Genomic DNA, 22367 nt, shown 5'->3' on the forward strand with positions numbered 1-22367 from the left:
GGGCAGCGATCCGAGGGTCCTCCCACCCTGGTTCGTTAGGATTCACCGGTCCGCCGCCGCCGAGCGGATCCGCCCCGAACGAGGAACGCATGACGCAGAGCGCCCCGCCGCAGAGCACGGTCTGGCAGGTCGCCCGGCGACCGCGCTGGCTCGCGGCCCTGGCCCTGGCCCTCGTCATCGCGGGGCTCTTCGCGGCCCTCGGCCAGTGGCAGGTGGGACGCGCGGTCGAGGCCGCCGCGCCGGACTCCGGCGTCTCCGAGACGGTGCTGCCGCTCGACGAGGTCGCCGCCCCGTCGCGCCCGATCACCGCGACCGCCGACGGCCAGCGCGTGGCGGGCAGCTCCGAGCTCGTCCTGGGCGGCGCCGAGATCCTCGGCGGGCGCCTGAACGGCGAGCAGCCGGGCTGGTGGGTCATCGCGCGCACCCGCACCGCTGACGCCGACCTCGTCGTCGCCTACGGCTGGACCGCGGACGAGGAGCAGGCGCGGAGCGTCGCCGAGCGCCTGAACGACGGCGCGGAGGCGGCGCCGACCGGCTTCACCGGCCGCCTCGTCGCGAACGAGGCCGCCGAGGTGCCCGCCGAGGGCAGCGATCCGATGACCCTCACCACGCTCTCGATCCCGGCGCTGATCAACCGCTGGCCGGACCCGCCGCTGGACGTCTACCAGGGCTACGTCGTCGTCGACCAGCCGGTCTCCGGGCTCGAGGCGATCGACTCGCCGGCCCGCGTCACCGACGTCTCGCTGAACTGGCTCAACGTCTTCTACGCGATCGAGTGGGTCGTCTTCGCCGGCTTCGCGCTCTACCTGTGGTTCCGCTTGGTCCGTGACGCCTGGGAGCGCGAGACCGAGGAGGCTCTCGAGGCCGCCGAGCTCGCGCAGAGCCCGGTCACCGCCTCCGCCCCGTAAACTGGACCCCATGCCCCTCGAGCCCAAGCCCGCGCAGTTCCCTGCGATCCGGAGCGCGCTGCGCTTCTACCGGGTGACCTCGATCATCACCGGCGTGATGCTCCTGCTGCTCTGCGCGGAGATGCTGCTGAAGTACGTGTTCCACCTCGAGCTGTTCGTCTTCGGGCAGCAGGGGATCGCGCACTTCGCCCCGATGTACGAGGTGCCGGGCGGCGAGTGGAAGTCGAGCGGGACGGGCGCGAACCTGTCCACCGGCATCCTGATCGCGCACGGCTGGTTCTACGTCGTCTACCTCTTCGCCGACTTCCGCCTGTGGAGCCTGATGCGCTGGCCGTTCTCGCGGTTCGTCCTCATCGCGCTCGGCGGAGTCGTGCCCACCCTGTCCTTCTTCGTCGAGACCCGCATCGCCCGCGAGGTGGAGCAGTACCTCGAGCGGCGCACCGCCGCCCTCGAGCCGACGACCCCGACCGACTCCGTGGAGGCCCCCCATCAGTGAGCAGTCCGGCGCCAGCGCGCCGCAGTCCGCCCCGCAGCCGCACCTCGCCGCCCAGCCCGTGCTCGTCGTCGACTTCGGCGCCCAGTACGCGCAGCTGATCGCGCGGCGCGTCCGCGAGGCGAACGTGTACTCCGAGATCGTCCCGTCCGGCACGACGGCCGCGGAGATCGCCGCCAAGTCGCCGGTCGGGATCATCCTGTCCGGCGGTCCCTCGAGCGTCTACGAGGAGGGGGCGCCGCAGCTCGACCCCGCGATCTTCGACCTCGGCATCCCCGTGCTGGGCATCTGCTACGGCTTCCAGGTGATGGCCAAGACGCTCGGCGGCGAGGTCGCGAACACGGGCCTGCGCGAGTACGGCGCGACCGACGCGTCCGTCACGGCCGACGGCGGCGTGCTCCTCGGCGACCAGCCCGTCGACCAGACGGTGTGGATGAGCCACGGCGACCAGGTCTCGAAGGCGCCCGCCGGCTTCGACGTGCTCGCCTCGACCGGCTCGACCGCCGTCGCCGCGTTCGGCAGCGACGAGCGCCGCCTCTACGGCGTGCAGTGGCACCCCGAGGTCAAGCACTCCGCGCACGGCCAGGCCGTGATCGAGAACTTCCTGCACCGCGCCGCCGGCATCCCCGCCGACTGGAACTCCTCCAACGTCATCGACGACCAGGTCGCACTGATCCGCGAGCAGGTCGGCACCGGCCGCGTCATCTGCGGCCTGTCCGGCGGCGTCGACTCCGCGGTCGCCGCCGCGATCGTCCACCGCGCGGTCGGCGACCAGCTGGTCTGCGTCTTCGTGGACCACGGCCTGCTCCGCAAGGACGAGCGCCGCCAGGTCGAGGAGGACTACGTCGCCGCCACGGGTGTGCGCCTGGTGACCGTCGACGCGCGCGAGCAGTTCCTCGACGCGCTCGCCGGTGTCAGCGACCCGGAGCAGAAGCGCAAGATCATCGGCCGCGAGTTCATCCGCACCTTCGAGGGCGCCGCCGAGGCGCTCGTCCTCGAGGCGCAGGGCGAGGGCACCTCGATCGACTTCCTCGTGCAGGGCACGCTCTACCCCGACGTCGTCGAGTCGGGCGGCGGCACCGGCACCGCGAACATCAAGTCGCACCACAACGTCGGCGGCCTCCCCGAGGACCTGCAGTTCGCGCTCGTCGAGCCGCTGCGCACCCTCTTCAAGGACGAGGTCCGCGCCATCGGCCGCGAGCTCGGGCTGCCCGAGGCGATCGTCGGCCGCCAGCCGTTCCCCGGCCCCGGCCTCGGCATCCGCATCGTCGGCGAGGTCACCCAGGAGCGGCTCGACCTGCTCCAGGAGGCCGACGCCATCGTCCGCGCCGAGCTCACCGCCGCCGGGCTCGACGGCGAGATCTGGCAGTGCCCGGTCGTGCTGCTCGCCGACGTCCGGTCCGTCGGCGTCCAGGGCGACGGCCGCACCTACGGCCACCCGATCGTGCTGCGCCCCGTCTCCTCCGAGGACGCGATGACGGCCGACTGGACGCGACTGCCCTACGACCTGCTCGCCCGCATCTCCAACCGCATCACCAACGAGGTGAGCGGCGTGAATCGCGTGGTGCTCGACGTGACCTCGAAGCCGCCGGGAACGATCGAGTGGGAGTAGCCGCGATCGCGGTCTGAGAACGGGCCTCCTGCGGGGGGCCCGTTCCTCGTTTCCGGGCGGGTGGTCCGATGAGCAGGTGATTCCGGCGCGAGAGCGCGCTCGCCCGCGTCGGACGTCGACGGGCGGCCGGATCGCCTGCGAATCGGACGGGGGCAGGCGGGGCGGGCGGGTCAGACGGGGGTGTCGAGGACGCCGACGAAGCGGGTGCCGATGCCGTCGTACTCGTCGCGGCGGTGGCCCTCGGGGTGGTGCGGCCACGCGTCGGGGGAGTGGTCCTCGCAGACGAGGAAGCTGAAGTCGGGCCACCACTTCTTCGGGCGGGCCGACTCGGAGCGACCGCAGATGGCGCAGTCCAGGGTCACCCAGACCGGGCGCTTCCCGGTGCGGTTCTCGCGCGACTGGGCGAGCCAGGCCGGCGGATCCTGCTCCAGGGCGACGAGCTCCTCCTCGGAGAGGCGGGTGGGCAGCCCGTGCCGCGTCGCCATCTCGACCGGGATGTCGAGGCGCTGAGCGGCTTCGCGTCGCGTGATCATCGGATCACCCTAGCCGAGCGCCGGCCGGGCGGCCCGGGTGCGCGGCCGGAGCGACGCCCGCGCGACCAGCCACTCCAGCGGCCCCTGGCCGACGAAGCGACGCCAGAGCAGGGCACCGAACACTGCGACGACAGTGAAGGACGCGAGCAGCGTCCAGCTCTGCCAGGCGGCGAAGTCGAAGGGCTCGTAGGGGATCAGGTAGACCGCCAGCGCGACGAGCTGCACGGAGTAGACCGTGAGCGGCATGGCCCCCACCGCGGCGAGCGGCGCGGTGACCGCGCGGACGACGGCGAGGCGCGCGGCGAGCGCGGTGAGCGCTCCGATCGCGACGGCCGCGACACCGCCGGCGCCGACGATCTCGGCGGTGGTGCTCGAGTGCGCCTCGACGCTCTCCGGCCCGCCGAGGGCGAGGCCGACACCGTAGCCGAGGACCGCGGCGATCGCGCCGCCGATCACGAGCCGGCGCTGCGTCGTGGCCGAGCGGATGTCGCAGCGCGCGATCAGCAGCCCGAGCATCACGTAGGCGAGCCAGGAGGGCACGGGGTAGTACTCGGTCAGCCAGGTGAGCGGCATCCGCGCCAGCAGGGCGTCCTCGGGGGAGAGCGTCGCGATCCAGTCGTTCCCGCCGGTGACGATGCGGTCGACGAGCAGGGGGCCGCCGATCGCGAAGCCGGCGGCGAGGGCCGCGAGCACCGCCCGCGGCAGGAACATCAGCAGGGCCGCGACGACGAACATCACACCGTAGTGCGGCAGGATCACCGCGATCGGCGTGCCGAGCAGAGTCAGACCGACCCCGATGACGAGCAGGTAGAGGCCGCGCAGGAGGATCGACGCGGTGTCCAGGAGCGGCCGGGTCGAGCGCGTCGCCCCGCCGGACATCAGGCCGATCGAGACGCCCGCGAGGACGGCGAAGAGGACGGCGCTGCGGCCGTCCCAGATCATCTCGCGCTCGGCGGGGGCGAGGTGCGCCGCGAACATCCCGAGCACGGCGAGACCGCGCGCGACGTCGAGGCCGACGATGCGGGTCGGAGCGGCGGCCATCATTCCTCCATCGTCTCAAAAGCGGCGGGCGGGGCTTCGCGGCCCGGCCGCAGAACGACGGACGGGCGCCCGACCGGTGAGGTCGAGCGCCCGTCGGGCCGGTCCGGATCGCTCCGGAGCGGATGTGACTACTGGCGGAAGATCGAGATCAGTCGCAGCAGCTCGAGGTACATCCAGACGACGGTGACGAGGATGCCGTAGGCGCCCGTCCAGCCGTAGATGCGCGGGGCGCCGTTGCGGACGCCCTGCTGGATGAACTCGAAGTCCATCACGAGGGAGTAGGTGGCGAGCGCGATGGCGATGAGGCCGATCACGATGCCGATGAAGCCGGTGCGGAGACCGAAGCCGCCGCCCACGCCGAACAGGCCGAGGCCGAGGTTGACCAGCGAGAAGACCGCGTAGCTGATCATGCCGATGAAGAAGATCTTGTTCAGCTTCGGCGAGGTGCGGATCTTGCCGTTCATGAACAGCGCCAGGGTGACGCCGATCACGACGAACGTCGCGAGCAGGGCCTGGACGACCGCGCCCTCGTAGAGGCTCTCGAAGACGCCCGAGATCCCGCCGACGGCGATGCCCTGGAAGGCGGCGTAGCCGAGGATCAGACCCGGCGACGGCACCTTCTTGAAGGCGTTGACGATGCCGAGGACCAGCGCGACGAGCACGGCCGGCAGCATCAGCCCGGGGACGAACCAGCCCACCGCGGCACCCGCGAGGAGCACGACGAAGGCGAGAGCCGTCTTCGCGAGGGTGTCCTCGACGGTCATCCGGTTGGTGTCGGCCGAGCCCGCGGCCGGACGGTTGTACATCTGGTCGAGCGTGCCGGGCGACACGTCCGGGACGTCCTGCACGCGGCCGGCGTAGCCCCGGTTGCTGAACTCCGGACGACCGAACGCCGGGTTGTTGCTTGCCATGGTTCCTCTTCTCTCAGGTGCGCTCGACGGTGACGGACGGATCCGTCGGGACTCGCGGAGCTGAGTCGCTGTGACTGCGGGATCCACCGGCTGCCCTCTCGGGCCACAGGCGGTAGGTCCACAGTATCTGAGAACATCTCTCAGAGTCTGGCTATTCCCTTCGCGGGAGCCCCGGTTCCGCCCGGAGTCGGCTGCCGCCGCCCGTAGGATCGCCGCATGCCGACCCGTCCCGTCCCGCTCGTCATCGGCCACCGCGGGGCCAGCGGCTACCGCCCGGAGCACACCAGATCGGCCTACGAGCTCGCGATAGCGCTCGGCGCCGACGCCGTCGAGCCGGATCTCGTCGCCTCGCGCGACGGGGTGCTGGTGCTCCGGCACGAGAACGAGATCTCCGGCACGACTGACGTGGAACGTCGCCCCGAGTTCGCGCAGCGCCGCACGACGAAGCGCGTCGACGGCAAGGAGATCACGGGCTGGTTCACCGAGGACTTCACCTGGGCCGAGCTGTCGACGCTCCGCGCCCGGGAGCGGCTGCCGGCCGTCCGCGCCTCGAGCGCCACCTTCGACGGGCAGTTCCCGATCCTGCGCTTCAGCGATCTCCTCGCCCTGCTCGACCGGGCGGGGGAGGAGTCGCCCCTGTCGCCGCCGGGGCTCGTGGCCGAGATCAAGCACGCCACGTACTTCGATGCGCTGGGTCTGCCGCTGGACGTCCTCCTCGAGCAGGAGCTGGCCGCGGCGGGCTGGGCGCGCACCGATCCGCGTCTCACGATCGAGAGCTTCGAGAAGACCGTCCTGGAGCGCCTCGCCGTCCGCGGAGTGGGCGCCCGGCGCGTCTACCTGATCGAGTCGCGCGGCACTCCGCCCGACCTCGTGGCGGCGCACGGCTCGCGGGCGACGCCCTACGCCGACTTCGTCACTCCCGCCGGCCTCCGCGGACTGGCGGGGACGGTCGACGGCGTCAGCGTCGACAAGAGCATGCTGTTCGGCCGGGACGGCGCGGGGCGGGCCGTGGGGACGAACTCGCTGGTCGCCGACGCCCACGCGGTCGGGCTGCAGGTCTACACCTGGACGCTGCGCGCCGAGAACCGCTTCCTCGAGAAGGTGCACCGCGTCGGCCGCGAGCCGGAGGCGTACGGCGCCTGGCAGGACGAGTTCCGCGCGATCCTGCGCACCGGGATCGACGGGGTGTTCGCGGACCAGCCGGATCTGGCCATCGAGGCGCGCGCCGCCGAGGACGACGCCTGGGCGGGGTCCGCCGGCTGATCCCGAGCGCGCGGCCCGGCGAGTGCGCAGGCGACCGGGAGCCTCCGCTGGCATCATCGGGCCGACGACCCCGCCGCCCGGCGCCCCCGCCGGTGCCGACCGACCCCGCCCCGCGCATCCCGAGAGGAGCCCGACCGTGAAGACCCGCGCCCGTATCACCCGCCGCTGGATCGTGTTCGCCGTGCTCGCCGCGCTCGGGGTCGCCGTGGTCTACGGGCTCGCCGTGCTCACCCCGCAGGGGCAGGCGGCCGAGAACTCCGGGCTGCGCGGCGCCGACCTGGTCTTCGGCCGAGCCACCGGCACGGCGGCGGGTGCGCTCGCCGACGTCACCCCGGTGTCGATGATCGGCGGTGCGCTGCTGGTCGCGGCGATCGCGCTGATCCGCCGCCGTCCGGCGCTGGCGCTCGCCTCCGTCGGCTCGATCGTGGTCACGGCGGGGCTGACGCAGCTGCTCAAGAACGTCGTGCTCGAGCGGCCGCTGCTCGTGGAGACCGACTCCTGGTACACCGGCGGGAGCTTCCCGAGCGGGCACACGGCGGCGGCGGTGTCGGTGGTCTTCGCGCTGGCGATGGTCGTCCCGGGGCGCGGGCGCACGGTCGTGCTGGCGATCGGCGGCGCCGTGGTGGTGCTGGTCGGGAACCTGACGATGGCCGCCTCCTGGCACCGCGCGAGTGATGTGCTGGGCGCCGATCTGGTCGGTCTCGCCTCCGCCTCCCTGGCCTGCGCCTGGCTGTCGACGCGGGCGCAGGTGGGGCGGGCGCCGCGGAAGCCGCCGCGCCGGGCGGTGCTGCGGGTGCTGCTCGTCTGCTCGATCGTGCTCGTGCTGACGCTCGGGGCGCTCGCCGTGCAGGGCATCCAGTACTACCCGGACGACACCAAGGACCTCACGGCGTTCGTGCTGCTGCAGGTGCTCGCGGTGGCGACCTCCACCGTCGCGGTGGTCGGCTTCGCGCTGGCCTGGCGCGGGCTCGACATCGGCGGGCCGCTCTCCGCGCCCGTGCGGCGGTCGCGCGCCGCCTGATCGGGGCCCGACCGCGCGGCGTCCCGCGGCGGGGTGTCGGAGGCGCGATCTACACTCGGAGGGACATGAGCCTCCTCTTCGATCCGAGCGATTCCCGCGCCACCCCGGTCATCGTCGGCGCGCCCGGCGGGCCCTCCGGCGACTCCGCGCGCACCGACCCCGAGCACGAGCGCCTCGTCGCGGGGCTCAACCCGCAGCAGCGCGAGGCGGTCGAGTACCGTGGCGACGCGCTGCTCATCGTCGCGGGCGCTGGGTCCGGCAAGACCAGCGTGCTGACGCGGCGCATCGCGAGCCTGCTCGGCAGCGGCGAGGCCTGGCCCAGCCAGATCCTCGCGATCACCTTCACCAACAAGGCGGCCGCCGAGATGCGCGAGCGCGTCGAGAAGATCGTCGGCCAGGCCGCCGAGGGGATGTGGATCTCGACGTTCCACTCCGCCTGTGTGCGGATCCTGCGGCGCGAGGCCGAGAACTTCGGGATGACCTCGTCGTTCACCATCTACGACTCGGGCGACCAGCGGGCGCTGCTCAAGCGGATCGTGAAGGACCTCGAGGCGGACTCGCTCGGCATCACGGTCGCGAGCGCCTCCTCGAAGATCTCCAAGCTCAAGAACGAGCTCGCCGACGTCGACTCCTACGCGCGGACCGCGAACATGAGCGACCCGAACGAGGAGATGTTCCTCCAGGTCTTCCGCGCCTACTCGCGCGCGCTCGAGAGCGCGAACGCCTTCGACTTCGACGACCTGATCGCGCAGACGGTCTACCTCTTCCGCGCCTTCCCGCACGTCGCGGCGAAGTACCAGCGCCGCTTCCGGCACGTGATGGTCGACGAGTACCAGGACACGAACCACGCGCAGTACTCGCTGATCCACGAGCTGACCCGGGCCGTGCCGCCGGCCACGATCGCGGCGGCCGCCTTCGACCGGCCCTACCGCGGCCCGGTGACGGCCGACGGCTCGATCCCCGGCGCCTCGCTCACGGTCGTCGGCGACTCGGACCAGTCGATCTACGCGTTCCGCGGGGCGGACATCCGCAACATCGTCGAGTTCGAGCGCGACTTCCCCGGCTGCCGGGTGATCCTGCTCGAGCAGAACTACCGCTCCACCCAGAACATCCTCTCGGCCGCGAACGCCGTCATCTCGAACAACTTCGACCGCCGCGCGAAGAACCTCTGGTCGGCCAGCGGCGAGGGCGAGAAGATCATCGGCTACACCGGGTACTCCGGCCACGACGAGGCGCAGTTCGTCGTTGACGAGATCGCCCGGATCCACGCGGCCGGCACCGGCTACGACGAGATCGCGGTGTTCTACCGCACCAACGCGCAGACCCGCGCGCTGGAGGAGATCTTCATCCGCTCGGCGCTGCCCTACCGGATCCTCGGCGGTACCAAGTTCTACGAGCGCGCCGAGATCAAGGACGCGCTCGCCTACCTGATCACCGTCGCCAACCCGGCCGACGTGCTGGCGCTGCGACGGATCATGAACACGCCCAAGCGCGGCATCGGCCCGGCGACCGAGGCGCAGCTGCAGTCCTTCGCGGACACCAACGCGGTGACGCTGCGCGAGGCGATGCGGAACGCCGGGTCGCTCGGCATGGGCCCGAAGGTGACGAAGGCGATCGTCGACCTCGCGACGCTGCTCGACGAGTGCGCGCTGATGCTCGACCCGGCGCGGCCCGAGGGCGAGGCGAAGGTGCACGAGGTGCTGTCGGCGCTGCTCTCCCGCAGCGGGTACATCGACATGCTCCGCGCCAGCCGCGACCCGCAGGACGAGGCGCGCGCCGAGAACGTCGACGAGCTGATCGCCGTGACGAAGGAGTTCGCGCGCAACAACCCCGACGGCGGTCTGGTCGACTTCCTGACCGAGGTGTCGCTGGTCGCCGCGGCGGACGACCTCGACGACGACTCGGGGACCGTGTCGCTGATGACCCTGCACACCGCGAAGGGGCTCGAGTACGACGCGGTGTTCCTCACCGGCATCGAGGAGGACCTGCTCCCGCACCGCATCTCGGCGAACGAGCCGGGCGGCCCGGCGGAGGAGCGGCGGCTGTTCTACGTGGGCATCACCCGCGCGCGCAAGCGGCTCTACCTCTCGCTCGCGATGACCCGCGCGCAGTACGGCGAGACGTCGGTCGCGATGCCGAGCCGGTTCCTCCAGGAGATCCCGGCCGAGCTGATCGAGTGGCGGCAGTCGCCGGGGGCGGCGACCTCGCGCGGCGGCACGCAGCCGCGGGCGCTGAACGCGCAGCGTCCCGGGTTCGGCCGCTCGAAGTCGAACACCGAGTTCCGCCAGGCGCTCGCCGCGGCGCCGAAGGCGAAGGGCGAGTTCCCCAACCGGATCACCGGGATGGTGCGCGACAACGGCGACCTCGAGCTGATCGCGGGCGACCGCATCCGGCACACCGACTTCGGCGAGGGCCGCGTGAACGCGGTCACCGGCGAGGGCAGCAAGCGGGTCGCGCACGTGCTCTTCGACCAGGTCGGCGCCAAGAAGCTGCTGATCAAGGTCGCGCCCATCGAGAAGATCTGAGCCGGTCGGAATGCCCCGTGCCGGTCGACGAGTCCTGAGCCGCTTCAGAGGCCCTGCGGGCGACTCCGGGTCGAGGGGGCGCGGGCCGCTCGCGGCGCGGGTGGCGACGGAGGCGTTCGCGCCGCCGGTGCTGGCGATGGTCGTCCCGCTGATCGTGGGCGCGCGGGTCGCCGACCCGCCGCTGCTGGGCGTGGCCTGGGGAGCACTCGCGGCGCTGTTCGTCGGCGTGCTGCCGTACCTCGTCGTGCGGCTGCTGATGCGCGCGGGGCGGATCCGCGGCGATCACCACGTGCCGGACCGCCGCGAGCGGGCCCTGCCGATCGGGCTCGCGCTGGTCTCGATCGTGGTCGGGCTCGTGCTGCTCGCCGTGCTCGGCGCGCCCGCCGCGGTCACGACCTTCGGCGTGGTGACGGTCGCGGTGCTCGCGGTGATCGGGATCGTCAACCTCGGCTGGAAGCTGTCGGGGCACGCCGCGGTCGTCGCGACCTGCGCGGTGGTGGTGCTGATCGCCTACGGCCCGTGGTCGCTGCTGATCACCGTGCCGATCGCGCTCTGGACCGGCTGGTCGCGCGTGCGCCTCGGCGCGCACACTCCCGCTCAGGTGATCGCGGGCGCCCTGGTCGGCGCCGTGCTCGCCTCGCTGGTCTGGTCCCTCCTGAGCTGACCCCCTCCGCGAGATGCCACTTGTGCACGCTCGACACGGCGTGTCGCGTGCACAAGTGGCATCTCGCGGCGGGGGAGGGGGTTACTTGTCGCAGGCGATGCCGTCGCCGTCGTTGTCGAGGCGGTAGCTGTCGGGGCCGACGACCGTGACCGGGCCCTGGATGTAGACGGGGCCGTCGCCCTTTCCGGAGGCGCAGTCGCCGTCGGAGGCGATCGGGACGCACTCGCCGGCGTAGCTGGAGTGGCAGTCGGCGTCGGCTGCCGCGGCGACCGGGGCTGGGGCGGGGGCCGGGACCAGCGTGCCGACGCGGGTGACGTCGTCGACCGCGGGTGTGGTGACCGCCTCCGACAGCTGCGCGCGGGAGACCTCGACGCCGTCGTGCTTGACGACCTCGAAGGTGCGGGTGAGCACGCCGTCGACGCCCGCGACGACGGTGCTCGTGCCCTGCGCTGCGCTCGGGTCGTCCTCGGAGCGCGAGGAGCGGGCGATAGGAGCGGTCTCGGTGACCTGCTCGGTCGTGATCAGGACGGTCGGGGTCGGCGTCGGCGTGCGGGTGGGCGCCGGCGTGGTCGTGCGGGTCGGAGCGGCGGCGAACGACGCCGGGCTCTCGGTCCCGGACGCCACCGCCTGCTCGTCGGCCGGTGCCGGCGCGGACGTGGCTCCGAACGCCGAGGTGCTCAGGACGAGCACGAGCATCGCGGCGGCCCCCGTCATGGCTGAGGCGCGGCGGCGGCGCGGCAGTCCGAGCCAGGTCGGCCGGCGCAGGAGCACACCGTAGGCGGCCGTGATCAGCACGACGAGAGCGACCATGATCAGCGCCGACCAGGGCCCGCCCGTCAGCCAGGCGACGAGGGCGAGGAAGGCGGTGACGCCACCGACGACCCACTGCAGCGGCGTGAGGCGGAGGCGGGTGAGCCGCAGCGATCCCGCCCGCAGCGGCCGCCGCCCGGACGGGCTGCGGTCCGCGGAGGCGGGGGCGGCGGGAACGCTGTCCTGCGGCCGGCCCGCGGACCGGAGGAGGGCGGGCAGGGCGGCCGCCCTCCGGCGGACGGCGGACCGCGGATCGGCGGAGCGGGCGTTCCGGCGGGCGCGACCCGGCAGATCGGGCGGGAGGTGCGGGTGGCGGGGGCTCATCGTCGTTTCTTCCTGGTGGCGCGGCGGGACGCCTCAGCATGCCCCACGTGACCCCTCCTCCGTGTCCCCCGTACAGGGCGGCATCCGAAGGACGCCCGCCCCCGCGAGATGCCACTTATGAGCGCGACACGCCGGGAAAGGCGTGCACAAGTGGCATCTCGCGGGGAGGGGCGGACCCGGGCCGGGGTCAGGAGTACTGGGCGACGAGCTCGCGCTTGAGGATCTTGCCGCTGGGGCCGAGGGGGAGAGCGTCGACGAGCTCGATGCGGCGGGGGAACTTGAAGGCGGCGAGGTGCTCGTTGGCGTAGGCGATCAGCTCCTCCGCGGTCGCCGTCGCCGAGGGCAGCAGCACGACGGCGGCCATGATCTCCTGGCCGTGCTTCTCGTCGGGGACGCCGAAGACGGCGGCGTTGGCCACGGCGGAGTGCCCGATCAGGACCTCCTCGACCTCGCGCGGGTACACGTTGTAGCCGTTGCGGATGATCATGTCCTTGGTCCGGTCGAGGATGCGGATGTAGTCCTCGTCGTCCTTGGTGCCGAGGTCGCCGGTGCGGAACCAGCCGTCGACGACCGCGGCGGCGGACGCCTCCGGGTTGCCGAGGTAGCCCTTCATCAGGTTGTGGCCGCGGACCACGATCTCGCCGAGCTCGCCGCGGGGGAGCAGCTCGATCCGGTCGACGACCTCGGGGCGGGCGACCTCGACGTCCACGCCCCAGATCGGCGTGCCGACGGTGCCGGCGCGCGGCGGGACACCGACGTGGTTGAACGTCGCGACGGGCGAGGTCTCCGTGAGGCCGTAGCCCTCGTAGATCTCGACGCCGAACACCTCGCGGAACCGCTCGATCACGGCGACGGGCAGGGCCGCTCCGCCGGAGACCGCGTAGCGCAGCGGCGGGCGGTCCTCACGGCGGGTCGCGGCGTCGAGCAGCGCGACGTACATCGTCGGCACGCCCTCGAACACGGTGCACTCGTGCGCGATCATCGCCTCGAGCGCGGCGTCGCCGTCGAACTTGGGCACGAGCACCACGGTCGCGGCGGTGCGGAACGCGGTGTTCATCGCGCAGACCTGGCCGAAGGTGTGGAAGAGCGGCAGCGCGCCGAGGACGACGTCACCCTGGTGCAGGTCGAAGGTGTTCATCAGGAGCACGTCGGACTGCGAGACGATCGCGAAGTGCGTGCCCTCGGCGCCCTTGGGCCGGCCGGTGGTGCCGCTGGTGTAGAGGATCGTCGCGGTGTCGAACGGCGAGCGCGGCACGTAGGTGTCGATCGGCGTCGCGTCGGCGGCGAGGTCCTCGAGGCGGGGGAACGGGCTCTCCATGCTGTCGGGCACCAGGACGCTCAGCACGGGCACATCGGCCAGGGCCGCTCCGGCGGCGCCCTCGGCCAGCAGCGGGGCGGCGCAGATCAGAGCGGTCGCTCCGGAGTCGCGCAGCACGTAGGCGATCTCGTCGTGCTTGAGCAGCGCGTGCACCGGCACCACGACGGCGCCCAGGGCGAGGACGGCGAAGTAGCCGCGCGGGAAGTCGGGGACGTTCGGGATCAGCAGCGCGACCCGGTCGCCGGGGCCGATGCCCTGCGCGCGGAGAGCACCGGCGTAGGCGCGGGTCTGCTCCCAGAGGGTCCCGTAGTCGATGGCCTGCGGGCCGACCCGGACCGCGATCGTCCGCGGCGTGCGGCGGGCCGCCTCCGCCAGGATCGCCGCGACCGAGACGCTGCCGAACCCGGCCGGGGGCGGGGGTGCGGCGGGTGCCTCGGCGGTTCGCGGTTCGGTGATGCTCATCGGGGCTCCAGTCGTCGTTGACGGCCCTGGCGGTGTGCCGGGTTCTCCACGGTAGATCCGGGGGAGGCGCCGTTCAAGGGCGCCGCACCGGATGCTCAGCGTGCGCGCTCGGGGTGCCGGAGCACGACGAGCGGGCCCGGAACACTCAGCGCCAGGCTGTGGCTGACCGAGCCGAGCAGCAGGCGCAGGAACGCGCCGCGTCCGTGACTCCCGATCACGAGGAGGCGCGAGGAGGCCGCGAGCGCGGTGAGGCGCTCGACCGGGTCGCCGCGGACGAGCGAGCGGCGCACCTCGAGATCGGGGTGCGAGTCGCCGAGGCCGACCAGTGACTCGGCGAGCAGGAGGTTCTCGTCCTCCTCGATCGCCTCGATGACGCGGCGCTCGACGGGCACGGACTCGCTCCAGGCGCCGGGGAGCTGCCAGGCGTGCAGGGCGAGCAGCGGCTCGTGCCGGCGGTCGGCCTCGTCGGCGGCGAAGCGGATCGCCGAGAGCGAGACCTCCGAGCCGTCCGCGCCGACGGCGATTCCCGTCCGGGTCCGCTCCCCGCCGTCGGGCTCGGGGATCAGCGCGACGGCCGAGCGGGAGGCCGCGGCGACCCGCACGGCGACCGGGGCGCTCCGGGCGACGGCGCGGCGGCTGAGCGGATGGGCGCCGAGGACGAGCAGGGCGCCGGCCGGAGCGGCGTCGGCGAGCACGTGGACGGTCGCACCCTCGAGCACCCGCGAGCGCACGGTCACCTCCGGGGCGTCCGCCGCGGCGACCGAGCGGGCCTCGTCGAGGGCCTCGTCCGCGAGCACGCGTTGAGCAGAGCCCGCGCCGCCCAGGCCGGCCCGGGGCGGCTCGACCACGGCGACGAACTCGACGGGCAGGCGATGCGCCCGCGCGAACTCGAGCGCCCAGTGCAGGGCGGCCCCGCTCCGGCCCGCTCCGCCGATCCCGACCACGACCGCGTCCATGAACGCCTCCTCTTCGAGTGCCCGCAGGCGTCATCATCCTCTTCGCACGGCGAGAAGGGCAGTGCCGACTCCGTCGCGCCGGCGCCCGTACAGTCGGTCGAGCCGCCGGGTCGATCGGACGACCGCGCCGGCGAAGCGACGAGCACGGAGGAGGACGGCATGCGCGGCGAGGCCACGCTCTACACCGAGACGATCGCGACGGCGCCGTTCGCGCTGGCCGTGATCGCGGAGGCGACCGGCTCGCGGGTGGTCGGCGCGCGCACCGCGGATGCGCACGTCCCGCTCTACAGCGGGCCGACCAGCGCGCGGGTCTCGGTCGCGGGCTTCGGCGACAGCGTGCCGATCAGCGTCGACGTCCGCGACGAGCGCGGGCAGGACGAGGCGCGCGCCGCGGCGCAGGCGCTCGGGCTGGAGCTCGCCGCCTACGCGGGCTGGACGATCACGGCCGGCTTCTGAGACTCCGGTCGGACTCCGCGCGCACCCGGGCCAGGAAGAACCGGCTCGGCGCGGTGCGCACCGCGGTCGGCAGGACGCGGTAGACGGCGAAGGTGCGGGCGAGCGCCCGGTCGAACCGCGACTGCTGCCGCGCGCTCCAGCGGAAGCCGAACGGCGCGCGGAGCTCCGGTGGCAGGAGGCCCGCCGTCATCAGCCTCAGGTAAGGGCCGACCGGGCGCAGCCACCAGGCGGCGATCCCGCCGTCGAGCAGGTCGTGGGCGACCCGGCGCGCGGCGGGCGTGACCTCGAGCCGGGCGAGCTCCCGCTGCCAGTAGGAGTCGAAGGCCGCGCGGGAGTCGGGCCAGAGCTCCTCGGGCATCTGCAGCGCGGTGCCGACGACGCGGGAGCGGTGCACGATCTCGTCCGCCTCCTCGCGGCCGAGCGGGCCGAAGGCGCCCTCGTGGAGCTGGAGCATCGACTGGGTGATCGTCGCGGCGACCCAGCGCTGGAGCTCCGGATCGAACGCGGTGTAGCCGGGGCCGCGGACCGGCGCGTGCGCGCGGTTCACCCGGCGCTGGACGGAGCGGACGTCCTCGGGGCTGCCGAACTGCAGGGCGTAGAGGTAGGAGAGGGTGCCGAACAGCCGGCCGAGCGCGCGGTGGACGAAGTCGGAGTGCTCGGCGACGCCGGCGCCGACGGCGGGGTGCGCGATCTGCAGGAGGATGGCGCGCGCGCCCGCGACGAGGAAGACGCCCTCGCGGAAGACGTCGCGGTGGACGGGCGCGCGCAGGGGCATTCCTCCACGGTACGCGGGGCAGGTCCCTCCCCACTGCGCGTTCCGGCCACCTCTCCACAGTCCGCGGCTGTGCGCCCCCCGGCGCAGGAAGCGCCCGCGGGGTCCGGAGTAGAGTTGGCGCGGCCCAGGAAGAGTGCCGACACAGAACCGTGCCGAGACTCCGGACAGCGCAGCGGACCACCAGCGCGGATCCGGACAGCACGGACCGCCGGCGCCGTGGGCCGACCTCGGACTCGGAACGCAAGCGCGCTCGGCGCGGAATGGGAATGCAGCGTGGATCTCTTCGAATACCAGGCCCGTGATCTGTTCGAGAAGTACGGCGTGCCCGTGCTCCCCGGCATCGTCGCCGACACGCCGGAGGAGGTGCGCGCCGCGGCGGAGAAGCTGGGCGGCGTCACCGTCGTCAAGGCGCAGGTCAAGATCGGCGGCCGCGGCAAGGCTGGCGGCGTGAAGGTCGCGAAGACCGCGGACGACGCGTTCGAGGCGGCGAAGTCGATCCTCGGTCTGGACATCAAGGGCCACGTCGTCAAGCGCGTCATGGTCGCCGGTGGCGCCCGCATCGACCGCGAGTTCTACTTCTCGGTCCTGCTCGACCGGGCGAACCGCTCCTACCTCTCGCTCACCTCCTACGAGGGCGGCATGGAGATCGAGCAGCTCGCCGTCGAGCGCCCCGAGGCGCTCGCGCGCGTCGAGGTCGTCCCCGGCCAGGGCATCGACCAGGCCAAGGCCGAGGAGATCGCCCGCGCGGCGAAGTTCCCGGAGGAGCTGATCGCCAAGGTCGCCCCCGTGCTCGTGAAGCTCTACGACGTCTACACCGGCGAGGACGCCACGCTCGTCGAGGTCAACCCGCTCGTGCTCACCGAGGAGGGCGACATCGTCGCGCTCGACGGCAAGGTCTCGATCGACGAGAACGCCGGCTTCCGCCACCCCGAGCACGCCGCGCTGGAGGACAAGGACGCGGCCGACCCGCTCGAGGCCAAGGCCAAGGAGAACGACCTCAACTACGTGAAGCTCGACGGCGAGGTCGGCATCATCGGCAACGGCGCGGGCCTGGTCATGTCCACGCTCGACGTCGTCGCCTACGCCGGCGAGAAGCACAAGGGCGTGAAGCCCGCCAACTTCCTCGACATCGGCGGCGGAGCCTCCGCCCAGGTGATGGCGAACGGCCTCGACGTGATCCTCGGCGACGAGCAGGTCAAGAGCGTCTTCGTCAACGTCTTCGGCGGCATCACCGCCTGCGACGCGGTCGCCAACGGCATCCTGCAGGCCCTCGAGATCCTCGGCGACTCGGCGACCAAGCCGCTCGTCGTGCGCCTCGACGGCAACAAGGTGGAGGAGGGCCGCGCGATCCTCGAGGCCGCCGCCAACCCGCTCATCACCCTGGCCGCGACGATGGACGAGGGCGCCGACAAGGCCGCCGCACTCGCCGCCGCGTAACGACCCCCTCGACTCAAGGAATCAGAGAACAAGCATGTCGATCTTCCTCAACAAGGACTCCAAGGTCATCGTCCAGGGCATCACCGGCGGCGAGGGCACCAAGCACACCGCGCTGATGCTCAAGGCCGGCACGAACGTCGTCGGCGGCGTCAACGCCCGCAAGGCCGGCACGACCGTCACCCACGGCGACGTCGAGCTGCCCGTCTTCGGCACCGTCAAGGAGGCCATCGAGGCCACCGGCGCCGACGTGTCGATCGCGTTCGTCCCGCCCGCCTTCTCGAAGGACGCCGTCATCGAGGCGATCGACGCCGAGATCGGCCTCCTCGTCGTCATCACCGAGGGCATCCCGGTGCAGGACTCGGCCGAGTTCTGGGCCTACGCCCAGGAGAAGGGCAACAAGACCCGGATCATCGGCCCGAACTGCCCCGGCATCATCACGCCGGGCGAGTCGCTCGTGGGCATCACCCCCGCGACGATCACCGGCAAGGGCCCGATCGGCCTCGTCTCCAAGTCGGGCACGCTGACCTACCAGATGATGTACGAGCTGCGCGATCTGGGCTTCTCGACCGCCATCGGCATCGGCGGCGACCCGATCATCGGCACCACGCACATCGACGCCCTCGCGGCGTTCGAGGCCGACCCCGAGACCAAGGCGATCGTGATGATCGGCGAGATCGGCGGCGACGCCGAGGAGCGCGCGGCCGACTTCATCAAGGCGAACGTCACCAAGCCGGTCGTCGGCTACGTCGCGGGCTTCACCGCTCCCGAGGGCAAGACGATGGGCCACGCCGGCGCCATCGTCTCCGGCTCCGCGGGCACCGCGCAGGCGAAGAAGGAGGCCCTCGAGGCCGCCGGAGTCCGCGTGGGCAAGACGCCCTCCGAGACGGCCGACCTGCTCCGCGAGGTGTACGCGGCGCTGTAGCGCACTCACGTCCCGCGCGCGCCGCGGGACACGATCGGACGGGATCCTCTGCTCGGCAGGGGGTCCCGTCGGTCGTTCGGGCCCCCGGCGGCGGTAGCGTGCAGGGGTGACCCGCCGCCTCGGACTCGACTTCCTGACCTTCGTGCCCTACCCGGAGGGCCCCGAGCAGCCGGGTGACGCGGCGAGGAGCCTCGAGGACGGCCTCGCGCTGTTCGAGCTCGCGGAGGAGCTCGGCTACGACACCGGCTGGGTGCGCGTGCGGCACTTCGAGCGCTTCCTCGCCTCGCCGATGACCTTCTTCGCCGCCGCCTCGCAGCGCACCCGGCGCCTGCGCCTCGGCACCGCCGTGATCGGCGCGCGCTACGAGTCGCCCGTCCGCCTCGCCGAGGACGCGGCCACCGTGGACCTGCTCTCCGGCGGCCGACTCGACCTCGGCGTCAGCAGCGGATTCGCGCACCTCGCCTCGGTCTTCGACGGCGTCTTCGGGCAGGCAGAGCGGGAGTTCCGCGCCGAGGCGCAGGAGCGGATCGAGCGCCTGCGCGATGCGCTCTCGGGCTCGGTGCTCGGCATCGCGGAGTCGGCACTGATGTCGGTGCCGGTCGGCGATCCGCTCGTGCAGCAGCCGCACGCGCCCGGTCTGGCCGACCGGCTCTGGTACGGCGCCGGCACCACCGCCTCCGCGGTCCGCGCCGGGGAGCAGGGCATGCACCTCCAGGTCTCGACGCTGAACACGGAGGAGACCGGGCTGTCGTTCGCGGAGCAGCAGGCCGCGCAGATCCGCGCCTACCGCGAGGCCTTCGCCGCCGCCCGCCCCGGGCGCACCTCGCGGGTCACGGCGGGGCGCATCGTGCTGCCGCTGACCGGCCCCGCCGACGAGGAGGCGCACCGCCCCTTCATCGAGGGCTACCTCGCGCGGATGGACGACGACGGCCGGCCGCGCACCGCCGACCGCTCGATCATCGCGGCGCCGATGCGCTTCAGCCCGCTGCACCTCGGCACGGCCGACGAGATCGTCGCCTCGCTCGCGGCCGACCCCGCGCTGGCGGAGTCGGACTCGCTCACGATCACGCTGCCCGCGGTCGGCGGGGTCGAGTCGCACCGGCGGATCCTGCGGACGATCGCCGCGGAGATCGCGCCGCGGCTGGGCTGGACGCCGGCCGCCTAGACCCGGCGCAGCAGGAGCAGCGAGAGCGGGCGCTGGGCGATCAGCAGCAGCAGCCACCAGAGCCCGACGGAGGGCACGAGCAGCGCGAGCGCGAGGGCGAGCACGAGGAGCGCGAACGGGACGACGGCGGGAGCGAGCCGGACCGGCCCGGCGCCCTCCCGCAGCAGGTGCGGTCGGCGCCGCAGCCGCAGCTCGATCAGCAGCAGTGCGCCGCTCACCACGACCATCGTGCCGATGTAGAGACCGATCGTCGCGCGCGAGTCGGGCAGCAGGGCGATGGCGCTGGTCGAGAACGGGAAGAACGCGATCGCGACCAGCCAGAGCAGATCGAGCCAGACCAGCCCCGCGTCGTAGTCGCCGGCCAGCTCGAAGACCCGGTGGTGCGGCATCCAGAACACCGCGATCAGCGTGAAGGAGAGCGCGAAGGCGAGCACCGAGTCGAGGTGCCGGCCGAGGACCTCGCCCACGCCGCCGCCGTCGCGGCCGATCTCGGGGGCGAGCTCGACCAGCGGGAGCACCAGGATCGTGATCGCGATGGCCACGGTCGCGTCCGAGAAGTTCACCAGGCGGTCGAGGCCCCGCTCCGTGCGGGTGGGCCGGTGCCGCTCGGGCGCGTGCCCGCGGTGCACCAGGCGCTCGATCGGGCCGGAGAGCAGCAGCAGCAGGAGCGCGAACATGTTGACGCTCGGGACGGTGACGGCGAGCACGAGCGCGGCGGCCAGCAGCGCGAGCACGATCAGCGAGCGCGAGAGCGAGCGGAGCGGGTCCGTGCCGGGCACGAGGAGGGCGGGGTCCCGGCGCAGGATCAGCTGCATCGCCAGGGTCGCGGTGCTCGCGACGATCATGGTGCCGATGTAGAGCGCGAACACGCTCGGGTCGGTGGTGAAGACGTTCGACAGCAGATTGGCTGCGAACGGCAGCAGCACGATCGCCGCCAGCCAGACGAAGTTCACCGCGACCAGCGCGGGGGAGTAGCGGGCCACGCCCTCGAAGACCGCGTGGTGCACCAGCCACAGCCGACCGATCACAGCGAAGGTGATGAAGAAGGCCGAGAGGGTGCCGTAGTGGCCGGCGAGCAGCGCGCCGAGGTCGGTCGCACCGCCCTCCTCGACGACGTCGACGAGGGGGAGCACGAGGAACGTGATCGCGATGGCGACCGTCGCGTCGGTGAAGTTCACCAGGCGGTCGAGTCCGCGCTCGGTGCGGGAGGCGCTGGTCGTCACGGCTCGACCCTAGGGGACGGTCCGTCCCGTGAGGCGGGTGGATCTCGATACGCCCGCTGCGCGGGCTACTCGATCAGCATGCATTCGCCCGCTGCGCGGGCTGCTCGTTCACAGCGTGATGGGGCCGTCCCGACGCGCGTCGATGAGCATGAGCAGCCCATGCTGGTCGAGTAGCCCCGGAGGGGCGTATCGAGACCCGACGTCGTCAGTCGGGCAGGGCTTCCGCTCCTCGTCCGGGGCGTCGCTGAGCGGTGCCGGGCGGGGCCGCCGATAGGCTCGACAGGCTCATGAACCGGATCACCGTCGCACTCCTCGCCGCCTTCGACGCCGCGCTCTCGGCGCTGATCGGGCTCGCGATCCCGCTCGTGCCGCTGACGATCCTCTGGGCCGTCCAGTACGACACGGCGGTCGACTGGAGCGTCTTCTGGCGCGTCGCCGCGGACGCCTGGCTGCTCGGTCACGGCGCGGATCTGCAGGCCGCCTTCGCCCCCGACTCCCCGCTGGCGCTCGGGCTGCCGGACGGCGGGCAGCCGTTCGCGATCACGATCGCGCCGCTCGCCTTCGCGCTCCTCGCGATCCTGCTCGGCGCCCGCACGGGCCGTCGCGCGCAGGAGTCGCCCTACCGCCTGCTCGGCATCGGCTCCGCGATCGCCACCTACCTCCTCGTCGCGCTGCTGGTGACCCTCGGCGCGACCACCGACGTCGCCCGGGTCGACGTCCTGCAGGGCACGCTGCTCCCGCCGCTCGTCTTCGGCCTCGGCGTGGTGATCGGAGCCGCGACCCACTCGGCCAGGAGCGGCGAGCGCGACCCGATCGGCGAGTTCGCCGAGCGGACGCTGCACCGCCTGCCCTACCCGGCCGCGCCGCTCGTCCTCGCCTCACTGCGGGGCGGGACGCTCGCGGCGGCCGGTGTGATCGGCGTCGCCGGCGTGCTCGTCGCGGTGCTGCTGGTCGCCGACTACGCCGCCGTCGTCGCGCTCTACGAGGGTCTCGGCGGGGAGGCGCTCGGCGGCCTGGCGCTGACGCTCGGGCAGCTGGCGATCCTCCCGAACCTGGTGATCTGGGCGGCGAGCTGGCTGATCGGACCGGGCTTCGCCCTCGGCGCCGGCTCGTCGGTCGCTCCGGCCGGGACGCTGCTCGGCCCGATCCCCTCGATCCCCGTGCTCGCGGCGCTGCCGCAGGGCGAGCTCGCCTTCGCCTTCCTCGGTCTGCTGGTGCCGCTCCTGGCGGGCTTCCTCGCCGGCTGGCGGATGCGCGCGGAGGTCGTCGAGGGGCTCGACGGGCGCTCGCTGCTGCGCTGGGGTGCGGCTGCGGCGGGCGGCATCGGTGTGGTCGGCGGTCTGCTGCTCGGGCTGCTCGCCTGGTTCTCGGCGGGAGCGGCCGGGCCGGGGCGCCTCGTCCAGGTCGGGCCCGACCCGCTGCTCGTCGGGGCGTTCGCGGCGCTCGAGCTGGCGCTCGCCGCGGGTCTCGGGCTGGCCGCCGGCCGCATCCGCCGCGGCTGAGCGCCGGGCCCGACCGCCGGTGGTCGCCGCGGAGGCGTCCCCCTAG

20 protein-coding genes are annotated in these 22367 nt (G+C 73.0%); 12 read left to right on the plus strand and 8 right to left on the minus strand.

Going from position 1 to position 22367, the window contains the following annotated elements; translation table 11 throughout:
- Nucleotides 1-89 precede the first annotated feature (89 nt).
- Genes EDF17_RS02940 through guaA form a run of 3 tightly spaced genes read left to right on the plus strand, consistent with a single transcriptional unit; the run spans nt 90 to nt 3013 of the window.
- A complete protein-coding gene (locus EDF17_RS02940; RefSeq protein ID WP_123445098.1) occupies nt 90-908 on the plus strand; it encodes an SURF1 family cytochrome oxidase biogenesis protein in 819 nt (272 codons plus the stop codon).
- A gap of 10 nt (nt 909-918) precedes the next feature.
- A complete protein-coding gene (locus EDF17_RS02945) occupies nt 919-1404 on the plus strand; it encodes a DUF3817 domain-containing protein (RefSeq protein WP_123445099.1) in 486 nt (161 codons plus the stop codon).
- 58 nt (nt 1405-1462) lie between these two features.
- Nucleotides 1463-3013 (plus strand): glutamine-hydrolyzing GMP synthase, encoded by a 1551-nt coding sequence (gene guaA / locus EDF17_RS02950; protein ID WP_208110562.1) that lies wholly within the window; start codon nt 1463-1465, stop codon nt 3011-3013.
- A 170-nt stretch (nt 3014-3183) separates the two neighbouring features.
- On the opposite strand, the gene EDF17_RS02955 is transcribed toward guaA, so the two are convergent.
- From EDF17_RS02955 to EDF17_RS02965, 3 genes are all read right to left on the minus strand, one after another.
- Nucleotides 3184-3546 carry a hypothetical protein gene (locus tag EDF17_RS02955; RefSeq protein ID WP_123445101.1) on the minus strand — a complete coding sequence of 121 codons (363 nt, stop codon included), beginning with the start codon at nt 3544-3546 and terminating at the stop codon, nt 3184-3186.
- 9 nt (nt 3547-3555) lie between these two features.
- Nucleotides 3556-4587, minus strand: a complete 1032-nt coding sequence (locus EDF17_RS02960) for a DUF418 domain-containing protein (protein WP_166649583.1) — start codon at nt 4585-4587, stop codon at nt 3556-3558.
- 128 nt (nt 4588-4715) lie between these two features.
- Entirely contained in the window at nt 4716-5498 is a 783-nt protein-coding gene (locus tag EDF17_RS02965) for a Bax inhibitor-1/YccA family protein (RefSeq protein WP_123445103.1), read from the minus strand.
- Between the two features lie 216 nt (nt 5499-5714).
- Between EDF17_RS02965 and EDF17_RS02970 the strand changes: the two genes are divergently transcribed.
- The 4 genes from EDF17_RS02970 (at nt 5715) to EDF17_RS02985 (ending at nt 10971) form a co-directional block, all read left to right on the plus strand.
- On the plus strand, nt 5715-6761 hold the full coding sequence (locus EDF17_RS02970; RefSeq protein WP_123445104.1) for a glycerophosphodiester phosphodiesterase family protein: 1047 nt from the start codon (nt 5715-5717) through the stop codon (nt 6759-6761).
- Between the two features lie 136 nt (nt 6762-6897).
- Nucleotides 6898-7782, plus strand: coding sequence for a phosphatase PAP2 family protein (locus EDF17_RS02975; RefSeq protein WP_123445105.1), 885 nt, complete (start codon nt 6898-6900; stop codon nt 7780-7782).
- 65 nt (nt 7783-7847) lie between these two features.
- Nucleotides 7848-10307 (plus strand): UvrD-helicase domain-containing protein, encoded by a 2460-nt coding sequence (locus EDF17_RS02980; RefSeq protein WP_123445106.1) that lies wholly within the window; start codon nt 7848-7850, stop codon nt 10305-10307.
- A gap of 100 nt (nt 10308-10407) precedes the next feature.
- The gene (locus EDF17_RS02985) at nt 10408-10971 is read left to right on the plus strand and encodes a phosphatase PAP2 family protein (RefSeq protein ID WP_123445107.1); all 564 of its coding nucleotides are present in this window, start codon (nt 10408-10410) and stop codon (nt 10969-10971) included.
- 81 nt (nt 10972-11052) lie between these two features.
- On the opposite strand, the gene EDF17_RS20215 is transcribed toward EDF17_RS02985, so the two are convergent.
- The 3 genes from EDF17_RS20215 to EDF17_RS03000 form a co-directional block, all read right to left on the minus strand.
- Nucleotides 11053-12105, minus strand: coding sequence for a G5 domain-containing protein (locus tag EDF17_RS20215; protein WP_243732770.1), 1053 nt, complete (start codon nt 12103-12105; stop codon nt 11053-11055).
- 187 nt (nt 12106-12292) lie between these two features.
- Nucleotides 12293-13885: a long-chain fatty acid--CoA ligase gene (locus EDF17_RS02995; protein WP_123445108.1), complete on the minus strand. Its 1593-nt coding sequence runs from the start codon at nt 13883-13885 to the stop codon at nt 12293-12295.
- A 95-nt stretch (nt 13886-13980) separates the two neighbouring features.
- The gene (locus EDF17_RS03000; protein WP_123445109.1) at nt 13981-14841 is read right to left on the minus strand and encodes a universal stress protein; all 861 of its coding nucleotides are present in this window, start codon (nt 14839-14841) and stop codon (nt 13981-13983) included.
- A gap of 159 nt (nt 14842-15000) precedes the next feature.
- Between EDF17_RS03000 and EDF17_RS03005 the strand changes: the two genes are divergently transcribed.
- Nucleotides 15001-15297 (plus strand): hypothetical protein, encoded by a 297-nt coding sequence (locus tag EDF17_RS03005; RefSeq protein WP_123702176.1) that lies wholly within the window; start codon nt 15001-15003, stop codon nt 15295-15297.
- Here the strand turns inward: EDF17_RS03005 and EDF17_RS03010 are convergent.
- Entirely contained in the window at nt 15281-16072 is a 792-nt protein-coding gene (locus tag EDF17_RS03010; RefSeq protein ID WP_123445111.1) for an oxygenase MpaB family protein, read from the minus strand. The genes EDF17_RS03005 and EDF17_RS03010 overlap by 17 nt on opposite strands.
- A 273-nt stretch (nt 16073-16345) precedes the next feature.
- Between EDF17_RS03010 and sucC the strand changes: the two genes are divergently transcribed.
- From sucC to EDF17_RS03025, 3 genes are all read left to right on the plus strand, one after another.
- Nucleotides 16346-17509, plus strand: coding sequence for an ADP-forming succinate--CoA ligase subunit beta (gene sucC, locus EDF17_RS03015; protein WP_123445112.1), 1164 nt, complete (start codon nt 16346-16348; stop codon nt 17507-17509).
- A 34-nt stretch (nt 17510-17543) separates the two neighbouring features.
- Entirely contained in the window at nt 17544-18431 is an 888-nt protein-coding gene (sucD, locus tag EDF17_RS03020; RefSeq protein ID WP_123445113.1) for a succinate--CoA ligase subunit alpha, read from the plus strand.
- Nucleotides 18432-18537: 106 nt separating this feature from the next.
- Nucleotides 18538-19596: an LLM class flavin-dependent oxidoreductase gene (locus EDF17_RS03025; protein ID WP_123445114.1), complete on the plus strand. Its 1059-nt coding sequence runs from the start codon at nt 18538-18540 to the stop codon at nt 19594-19596.
- Here the strand turns inward: EDF17_RS03025 and EDF17_RS03030 are convergent.
- Nucleotides 19593-20819, minus strand: coding sequence for a TMEM175 family protein (locus EDF17_RS03030; protein ID WP_123445115.1), 1227 nt, complete (start codon nt 20817-20819; stop codon nt 19593-19595). The two genes, EDF17_RS03025 and EDF17_RS03030, sit on opposite strands and share 4 nt — an antisense overlap.
- 287 nt (nt 20820-21106) lie before the next feature.
- On the opposite strand from EDF17_RS03030, the gene EDF17_RS03035 reads away from it, so the two are divergent.
- Nucleotides 21107-22321: a DUF6350 family protein gene (locus EDF17_RS03035; RefSeq protein WP_123445116.1), complete on the plus strand. Its 1215-nt coding sequence runs from the start codon at nt 21107-21109 to the stop codon at nt 22319-22321.
- Nucleotides 22322-22367: the final 46 nt, after the last annotated feature.

Source organism: Rathayibacter sp. PhB1 (genome assembly GCF_004362935.1).
Classification (GTDB): domain Bacteria; phylum Actinomycetota; class Actinomycetes; order Actinomycetales; family Microbacteriaceae; genus Rathayibacter; species Rathayibacter festucae.

Excerpts from the sequence above, each read along its gene's own strand:
- EDF17_RS02945 (WP_123445099.1), top strand. The coding sequence starts at position 919 with ATGCCCCTCGAGCCCAAGCCCGCGCAGTTCCCTGCGATCCGGAGCGCG.
- EDF17_RS03000 (WP_123445109.1), bottom strand. The coding sequence starts at position 14,841 with ATGGACGCGGTCGTGGTCGGGATCGGCGGAGCGGGCCGGAGCGGGGCC.
- EDF17_RS02965 (WP_123445103.1), bottom strand. The coding sequence starts at position 5,498 with ATGGCAAGCAACAACCCGGCGTTCGGTCGTCCGGAGTTCAGCAACCGG.
- sucD (WP_123445113.1), top strand. The coding sequence starts at position 17,544 with ATGTCGATCTTCCTCAACAAGGACTCCAAGGTCATCGTCCAGGGCATC.
- EDF17_RS02970 (WP_123445104.1), top strand. The coding sequence starts at position 5,715 with ATGCCGACCCGTCCCGTCCCGCTCGTCATCGGCCACCGCGGGGCCAGC.
- EDF17_RS02960 (WP_166649583.1), bottom strand. The coding sequence starts at position 4,587 with ATGGCCGCCGCTCCGACCCGCATCGTCGGCCTCGACGTCGCGCGCGGT.
- EDF17_RS20215 (WP_243732770.1), bottom strand. The coding sequence starts at position 12,105 with ATGAGCCCCCGCCACCCGCACCTCCCGCCCGATCTGCCGGGTCGCGCC.
- EDF17_RS02940 (WP_123445098.1), top strand. The coding sequence starts at position 90 with ATGACGCAGAGCGCCCCGCCGCAGAGCACGGTCTGGCAGGTCGCCCGG.
- EDF17_RS03035 (WP_123445116.1), top strand. The coding sequence starts at position 21,107 with ATGAACCGGATCACCGTCGCACTCCTCGCCGCCTTCGACGCCGCGCTC.
- EDF17_RS03005 (WP_123702176.1), top strand. The coding sequence starts at position 15,001 with ATGCGCGGCGAGGCCACGCTCTACACCGAGACGATCGCGACGGCGCCG.
- EDF17_RS02955 (WP_123445101.1), bottom strand. The coding sequence starts at position 3,546 with ATGATCACGCGACGCGAAGCCGCTCAGCGCCTCGACATCCCGGTCGAG.
- EDF17_RS03010 (WP_123445111.1), bottom strand. The coding sequence starts at position 16,072 with ATGCCCCTGCGCGCGCCCGTCCACCGCGACGTCTTCCGCGAGGGCGTC.
- EDF17_RS02980 (WP_123445106.1), top strand. The coding sequence starts at position 7,848 with ATGAGCCTCCTCTTCGATCCGAGCGATTCCCGCGCCACCCCGGTCATC.
- EDF17_RS02995 (WP_123445108.1), bottom strand. The coding sequence starts at position 13,885 with ATGAGCATCACCGAACCGCGAACCGCCGAGGCACCCGCCGCACCCCCG.